The sequence below is a fragment of the Vibrio sp. NC2 genome (genome assembly GCF_025195005.1).
Classification (GTDB): Bacteria; Pseudomonadota; Gammaproteobacteria; order Enterobacterales; family Vibrionaceae; genus Vibrio; species Vibrio splendidus.
On the sequence record NZ_JANVFC010000039.1, the window covers coordinates 1 to 5858 of the forward strand.

Annotated in this window: 8 protein-coding genes; 1 reads left to right on the top strand and 7 read right to left on the bottom strand. The window is 42.9% G+C overall.

What is annotated here, in order from left to right:
- Positions 1–140: 140 nt before the first annotated feature.
- From folA to rplU, 6 genes are all read right to left on the bottom strand, one after another.
- Positions 141–620 carry a type 3 dihydrofolate reductase gene (gene folA, locus NX845_RS23235; RefSeq protein WP_260257204.1) on the bottom strand — a complete coding sequence of 160 codons (480 nt, stop codon included), beginning with the start codon at positions 618–620 and terminating at the stop codon, positions 141–143.
- 40 nt (positions 621–660) lie between these two features.
- On the bottom strand, positions 661–1134 hold the full coding sequence (locus NX845_RS23240) for a threonine/serine exporter family protein (protein ID WP_260257205.1): 474 nt from the start codon (positions 1132–1134) through the stop codon (positions 661–663).
- Positions 1134–1901 carry a threonine/serine exporter ThrE family protein gene (locus tag NX845_RS23245; protein ID WP_004735903.1) on the bottom strand — a complete coding sequence of 256 codons (768 nt, stop codon included), beginning with the start codon at positions 1899–1901 and terminating at the stop codon, positions 1134–1136. Before NX845_RS23245 ends, NX845_RS23240 begins: the two co-directional genes overlap by 1 nt.
- A 169-nt stretch (positions 1902–2070) precedes the next feature.
- A complete protein-coding gene (gene cgtA, locus NX845_RS23250) occupies positions 2071–3243 on the bottom strand; it encodes an Obg family GTPase CgtA (protein ID WP_009847831.1) in 1173 nt (390 codons plus the stop codon).
- Between the two features lie 326 nt (positions 3244–3569).
- On the bottom strand, positions 3570–3827 hold the full coding sequence (gene rpmA / locus NX845_RS23255) for a 50S ribosomal protein L27 (RefSeq protein ID WP_004735905.1): 258 nt from the start codon (positions 3825–3827) through the stop codon (positions 3570–3572).
- 19 nt (positions 3828–3846) lie between these two features.
- Positions 3847–4158 carry a 50S ribosomal protein L21 gene (rplU, locus tag NX845_RS23260; RefSeq protein WP_004740823.1) on the bottom strand — a complete coding sequence of 104 codons (312 nt, stop codon included), beginning with the start codon at positions 4156–4158 and terminating at the stop codon, positions 3847–3849.
- A 268-nt stretch (positions 4159–4426) separates the two neighbouring features.
- On the opposite strand from rplU, the gene ispB reads away from it, so the two are divergent.
- On the top strand, positions 4427–5398 hold the full coding sequence (ispB, locus tag NX845_RS23265; RefSeq protein WP_004735906.1) for an octaprenyl diphosphate synthase: 972 nt from the start codon (positions 4427–4429) through the stop codon (positions 5396–5398).
- Between the two features lie 81 nt (positions 5399–5479).
- On the opposite strand, the gene NX845_RS23270 is transcribed toward ispB, so the two are convergent.
- Positions 5480–5671, bottom strand: a complete 192-nt coding sequence (locus NX845_RS23270; RefSeq protein WP_009847833.1) for a hypothetical protein — start codon at positions 5669–5671, stop codon at positions 5480–5482.
- Between the last annotated feature and the right edge of the window lie 187 nt (positions 5672–5858).

Consider the following 5858-nt stretch of genomic DNA (forward strand, 5'->3'; position numbering starts at 1 on the left):
TACGAGATACGAGATACGAGATACGAGATACGAGATACGAGATACGAGATACGAGATACGAGATACGAGATACGAGAAGCTTGCGCTAGCTAGGCACAGTAACGCAAGCATTTTCAGAGCCTAACTCTTAATAACCACCGTTAACGCTCGAGAACCACAAACTCCATATTGTGCTTGTTTTTCTCATCCGCTTGATAAATATCATTAAAGCTCTGCTTCCAACCTTCTCCCCAGTCTGGGAATTGAGTATCACCATCCACATCAAAATCGATATAAGTCAGGTATAACTTGTTCGCTTTTGGTAAGCAGCTTTCATAGATTGAACCGCCACCGATGATCATCACTTCATCAACATCACTAACCAGCTCTAGTGCTTTTTCAATCGAAGTTACCGTCGTTACACCTTCGATTTCTAAACTCTCGTCGCGGCTGATTACAACGTTCAGCCTCCCCGGTAAAGGGCGACCAATTGAATCGTAAGTCTTACGCCCCATCACGACAGGTTTGCCCATAGTTGAGCGTTTAAACCATGCGAAATCTGCAGGTAAATGCCAAGGCATCTGATTGTCTTTACCAATTACACGGTTGTTTGCCATTGCCGCTATCATGCTGATGATCATAAATCGAAAGTCCTGTCCTTACTTGAAAATGAAGTTGAAGCTAGACGATAGGTCTACGACGGTAGAATAACAGCCCAGGCACTGCTAAGCCAACCGCAAGCCCTGCGATAATGAACATCGATTTCAAAAAGTTCTCCATCAACAATGCCAATAGTTCTGGGTTGTATCCTGCTCGGTTAATCTCAACCATGGCAATCATCGCCTTAAAGGCAAACACGCCAGGGACCATCGGAATCAAGGCTGCAACCGTAAATACTTTCGGGTGTGCTAACAATTGATGCGACCAATGCACCCCTATCATGCCTACCAATGTAGCAGCAAAGAACGTCGCCCATTCAATGGGAATGCCGAAATGCATCATTAAGTAACGGCTACCGTGGCCAATGGATCCTCCGAGAGCACAATAGATCAACGCTCGTTGCGGGACGTTAAACACCAATGCAAAACCAACCGCAGGAATCGCAGCAAAAAACATGTCGTTGAGTAACCCAACAAAAAGTTCAAAAATAGTCATTAGTTCACCCACCCCCATACGTCAGATAGGCTCATAGCTGCGACAATACCTAAGCTTGTAGCCAACGTTAATAAACTGGCCATGGTGAAGCGTGCGAGACCCATATTAATGTGGCCTTTAAGCATATCTGCTACGGAGTTAATCAAAGGAAAACCGGGCACTAGCATCAATACTGACGAAGCCATCACGATAGTGGGTTGACCACCAATATTGTAGAGCACTGCCTGAGCTGAAATGGTGGTGGTGACAAAAGCGGTAATAGCGAAATTTAATAACGGATTGAAATGGCGATGACCGATCTCTTGTCTCACAATCATACCGCAAGCCGAAGCTATAAACGTCATCATAAAGACATGCCAATCTCCGCCAGCAAGACGGCTAAAAGAAGCACACGATAGCCCTATCATTACGACAACTAACCAACGGTTGTAGCGTTCAGGACTGATCCCTTGGATCTTCTTATAAGCTAAATCATAATCAAGAATCCCTTTCTCCATCATGATACACACGCGTTGAATCTCGGTTATCACCTGCATATTAATGCCACGATCAGCACAACTTCGAGTCGTCGTTATGCAGTGATCATCCATTACTGTTGTCACAACCAACGCATTGGCTGACAGTGCAACTTCAACCTCATTCACCCCACAAGCAATACCGATACGGCGCATAATGTCACCGACCAATGTACTCTCGGCGCCATGAGCTAATAACATTTGTCCTGATTGAGCGACTAACCTTGAGATCGCTCTTTGTTTTGATGCCATGATTTCCTTCCCATAGGCGTTAATTATCTAAAGATAAATTTTGCATAAAAAACGGCAAGACGTCATGATTTAGATACAAAAAAACCGCAATTTTCATTGCGGTTTAATAAGACTATCAGCGTATCTTAGAAAAAGCGACCAAAGTGCTTATAAAAAACTACGAGGATGATTAATCACGAACATAGATAACATGACCGTCATCTTCTTCGTCATCCCAATCATCCCAGTCGTCGTCATCTTCAGTAACGACATTCTTACCGGCCATCGCATCTTTATGGTAGTCATCCCACATAAAGTTAACTTTTTCTTCTTCTTCAATTGCTTCCACTTCACGAGGTAGGTTCTCCATGAACTCACCCAGTTTAAAGCAAAGATCTTTGGTACCGATCTTGTTTACAGCAGAGATCTTGAAGTACTCGCCTTCCCAACCTAAAGCTTCGACGATTTCTTGAATCTTTTCGTCAGCTTCTTCTTCAGGCATTAGGTCAACTTTATTGAACACTAACCAACGAGGTTTCTGTGCAACTTTCTCACTGTATTGCTCAAGCTCATCGATGATCGTCAGTGCATTCTGGATAGGATCAGAACCATCGATCGGCAAAATATCAATCATATGCAGAAGAACGCGACAACGCTCAAGGTGCTTCAAGAATCGAATACCAAGACCAGCGCCATCAGCTGCGCCTTCGATCAAGCCAGGGATATCGGCAACGACGAAGCTCTTTTCAGGAACCACACTCACTACACCCAAGCTTGGGATCAACGTAGTAAATGGGTAATCAGCCACTTTTGGTTTTGCAGCAGATACTGAGCGAATAAACGTAGATTTACCAGCGTTTGGCAAGCCAAGCATACCAACATCCGCTAGCAGAAGAAGCTCTAAACGTAGTTCGCGAACTTCACCTTTAGTACCCATTGTCTTTTGACGAGGAGCACGGTTAACAGACGACTTAAAACGCGTGTTACCAAGACCGTGCCAACCACCTTTACCAACCATGACTTTCTTGCCATGCTCAGCAACTTCAGCAACGATTTCATTAGTGTGGATATCAACAGCGCGAGTACCTACTGGTACTTTCATTGTCATATCTTTACCACGTTTACCAGTACAGTTACCACCGCGGCCATTTTCGCCACGCTCAGCATTGTAAAAACGTTGGAAACGGTAATCGATCAGTGTGTTTAAGTTTTCATCCGCTTGAATGTAAACATCACCACCATCACCGCCATCACCGCCGTCAGGACCACCTTTAGCGACGAATTTTTCGCGCCAAAAGCTTACTGTACCATTACCGCCATCACCGGCTTCTATTTTTACTGATGCTTCATCAACGAATTTCATTTTTTAACTCCGCACTTACGTTGCGTTACCACTCATCAAGGAGTGATATAAATTCTAGCAGATCCGTGTTTAGATCGATCACCTAAGATCTAGATCGATCTGCAACCAAGGAACAAATAAGGAGAGGTTCTTTGCTTTCTGTATCTTAAAAAACAAACGGCTTCTTAATAAAACCAAACTGTTTCTCAAAAATAAAACGGCTTCTCAAAACCAAAACAAGAGCGTCTACTTTTTTATTCTCGCTATAAATAAAAAACCCTGCCGAATCGGCAGGGCTTTTGAATTCAGCTTGAAAGCTAGTATAAATAATCTAATAAAAGATTAAATTACTCAGCTTCGATGCTTACAAACTTACGGTTTTTAGGACCTTTTACTGCAAATTTCACTTTACCTTCAGTAAGAGCGAAAAGAGTATGGTCTTTACCGATGCCAACGTTTGTGCCAGCGTGGAACTTAGTACCACGTTGACGAACGATGATGTTACCTGCAAGAACAGATTCACCACCAAAACGCTTAACACCAAGACGTTTGCTTTCTGAATCGCGGCCGTTATTAGTAGAACCGCCAGCTTTTTTATGTGCCATTGTTAAACTCTCCTAATACTTAAGCGTTAATGCCAGTGATTTTCACTTCTGTGAACCACTGACGGTGACCAGCTTGCTTACGCGAGTGCTTACGACGACGGAACTTAACGATTTTTACTTTATCGCCACGACCGTGTTGTACTACTTCTGCAGTAACTTTGCCACCTTCAACAAGAGGTGCACCAACAGCGATTTCTTCGCCGTTAGCAACAAGAAGAACTTTATCAAATTCTACAGTTGCACCAGTTTCAACGTCTAATTTCTCTAAACGAAGTGTTTGACCTTCGCTTACTCGGTGTTGTTTGCCACCAGATTGGAAAACAGCGTACATATTTTACTCCGCTTTTTCCGCACAGCCTATGGTTGTTAATTCTACAACTCGGGTGTGCGCTAAACTAATCAATAGGGCGCAGATTCTACGGGAATCATGCCGCTATGACAAGCCATATTTTTAAAATATTGGCGAAAACATGTTCGCCAAAGAAAAGTGCGGCAATGATGCCTTTAAGTGATGTATTAATCAACGTTTTTTAGTGTATTATTCAACAATTGAATACAACGTATAAGCCTTACAGGGTCTAACTTCAGCCGGATGAACAATGGATTTTAAAGCTATCCAAACGCTTACTGCCAATGATATGGCAAAAGTGAATGAAACAATTCAAGCCCAACTTAATTCTGACGTAAGTTTAATCAACCAGCTTGGTTTTTATATCGTTAGCGGTGGTGGCAAACGCCTACGTCCTTTGCTTGCTCTTTTATCTGCTCGTGCACTTGGTTATCAAGGTGAAGCTCATATCACCTCTGCAGCTTTTATCGAGTTTATTCACACAGCTACCCTTCTCCATGATGATGTCGTCGACGAGTCGGACATGAGACGCGGTAAAGCGACAGCCAACGCAGCTTTTGGTAATGCCGCTAGCGTTTTGGTGGGTGACTTTATCTACACTCGCTCGTTCCAGATGATGACAACGCTAGGATCCTTAAAGATCCTTGAGTTAATGAGTGAAGCAGTTAACGTGATTGCCGAGGGTGAAGTTCAACAATTAATGAACTGTAATAACCCGGACACCACAGAAGAAAGTTACATGCAGGTCATCTACTCGAAGACCGCTCGCTTGTTTGAAGCTGCAACGCAAATCGGTGCAATTCTTAGCGAATCATCACCTGAAATCGAAACGGCTATGCAAAACTACGGTAAATACCTAGGCACTGCATTCCAATTGATTGATGATGTGATGGATTACACTGCTGATGGTAAAGAGATGGGTAAGAACGTTGGTGACGATCTTGCCGAAGGCAAACCAACACTGCCTCTACTTTACGCAATGCACAATGGTTCTCCTGAACAAACCAGCATGATTCGAGAAGCGATTGAAAAAGCCAATGGTATGGAGCGTCTCGACGACATTATGGCTGTTATGAAAGAGACAGGCTCGTTAGAGTACACAACAAATAAAGCCTATGAAGAAGCAGATAAAGCCATTGCTGAGCTTTCTGTACTTCCTGATTCAGAATATAAGCAGGCTTTAACCACGCTAGCTCACCTTGCAGTAAAACGTAGTAAGTAAATAGAAGCTAAGTAGACAGCTATATATTAAAAAAGAGCCGGTTGGCTCTTTTTTTGATCCTGTTAGATATAACTCCGGGTTTCAATATCGACTCGATTCTAATGATAAAGGTAATTGCGCTTCGATCTCTTCAAGTTCTTCCAATGGAACCGCATATTGCTTATGACTATTGTAAGACTCAAATAAAGCGAACTGCTCTTGCTCATCGATAACCAATATCTTGCCCAAGCGACCTAGATAGTTAACATTCATTCCTTTTTGTACTCTAGTCATCGTTCTATACCCTAATTCTTCGTGGTTAGAGAAGTTTTACGAGCGGGGTGAATGCAAGGATCAAAAAAGCCGATCATAATGAACTGACCCCCAATAGTTGGACACCAATTATTGGGGGTCTTTTTATGTCCAAATATAGCCGAGAGCTAAAATGTATCATTGCTAAGCAATACTTAGATGGCACGTC

Bases quoted from the DNA above. Each gene is read 5' to 3' on its own strand.
- rpmA (WP_004735905.1), bottom strand. From the start codon at position 3,827: ATGGCACATAAAAAAGCTGGCGGTTCTACTAATAACGGCCGCGATTCA.
- rplU (WP_004740823.1), bottom strand. From the start codon at position 4,158: ATGTACGCTGTTTTCCAATCTGGTGGCAAACAACACCGAGTAAGCGAA.
- NX845_RS23270 (WP_009847833.1), bottom strand. From the start codon at position 5,671: ATGACTAGAGTACAAAAAGGAATGAATGTTAACTATCTAGGTCGCTTG.
- NX845_RS23245 (WP_004735903.1), bottom strand. From the start codon at position 1,901: ATGGCATCAAAACAAAGAGCGATCTCAAGGTTAGTCGCTCAATCAGGA.
- ispB (WP_004735906.1), top strand. From the start codon at position 4,427: ATGGATTTTAAAGCTATCCAAACGCTTACTGCCAATGATATGGCAAAA.
- folA (WP_260257204.1), bottom strand. From the start codon at position 620: ATGATCATCAGCATGATAGCGGCAATGGCAAACAACCGTGTAATTGGT.
- cgtA (WP_009847831.1), bottom strand. From the start codon at position 3,243: ATGAAATTCGTTGATGAAGCATCAGTAAAAATAGAAGCCGGTGATGGC.
- NX845_RS23240 (WP_260257205.1), bottom strand. From the start codon at position 1,134: ATGACTATTTTTGAACTTTTTGTTGGGTTACTCAACGACATGTTTTTT.